Below are 1,005 nucleotides of genomic sequence, written 5' to 3'. Positions count from 1 at the left end.
GCCGGTTCGTGAGGTAGCTGTTCACTTTCCCTTTTAAAATCATTTCCGCCACTTCCAATACGGATTCCGTTGTCTTTCGATGTCCATTGATGAATGTTGTTTCGATATTGAGCTTTTTGAGCATATCCGTAATTTCCGGTCCGCCCCCATGAACAATCACAACGTTATATTCCTTCATCATTTCTATCAGACTTTCAAAAAAAGCGGAGGATAGACTGTATAGGATGCTCCCCCCTAATTTGAGAACGAGCTTGTCACGTTCTGTAGCTTGCATTGATTTTGACATAGTCATATGTTAAATCGCACCCCCAGGCTTTTCCTTGGCCATTGCCATCTTGTAAAGAAACGTTGATCACCACGTGTTCTTCATGCTGCATATAGTCACTTACATTTTGCTCATTAAAAACTTGGGGTGTTCCGTTTGAGAAGACAAGTTCTTCACCAATGTAAATGTCGCATGCCTGAGGCTGAAGGATTACATTGCTGTGCCCCATTGCACAGACGATCCTTCCCCAATTGGGATCTGCTCCATAAATGGCTGTCTTCACAAGATTGGAACCGACGATCTTCTTGGCAATGATGTTTGCTTCTTCAGCTGAATTGGCTCCTTCCACCCCGACTTCCACAAGCTTTGTCGCTCCCTCACCATCCCTCGCGATCTGTTTCGCCAAATCCTCACATAAAAGGGTCAGTCCCTCCTGGAACAGCACCCACTCAGGATGATTTTCATTCAGTGGCAGATTATCCGCTGCACCGTTTGCCATCACAATGACCATGTCATTCGTTGACGTCTCACCGTCCACTGTAATTTGGTTAAAAGTTGTCCCGATTGCTTTTTTCAAGGTACTTTGCAAGACAGGAGAGGAAATGTTTGCATCCGTTGTGATAAAACCGAGCATCGTACCCATATTCGGATGAATCATGCCGGAACCTTTGGCCGCTCCCCCGATCGTAACGGTTTTACCATCGATTTGCATTTCCACACAGCTTGTCTTTTCGACTGTA

At 45.3% G+C, this 1,005-nt stretch carries 2 protein-coding genes; both read right to left on the bottom strand.

Annotated features, from left to right (window positions below):
* Nucleotides 1–274 (bottom strand): amino acid kinase family protein (locus tag HP456_RS24325; protein WP_446680285.1); only part of this gene is annotated, 274 nt, incomplete at its 3' end.
* Nucleotides 255–1,005, bottom strand: a 751-nt coding sequence (argJ, locus tag HP456_RS24320) for a bifunctional ornithine acetyltransferase/N-acetylglutamate synthase (RefSeq protein WP_172255793.1), incomplete at its 5' end; no start/stop codon positions are given. The genes argJ and HP456_RS24325, both read right to left, overlap by 20 nt.

Source organism: Bacillus haikouensis (assembly GCF_013179555.1).
Lineage (GTDB): Bacteria > Bacillota > Bacilli > Bacillales > Bacillaceae_B > Rossellomorea > Rossellomorea haikouensis_A.
Note: the sequence above shows the minus strand (reverse complement) of the source record. Positions and strands in the feature narration are given on the sequence as shown.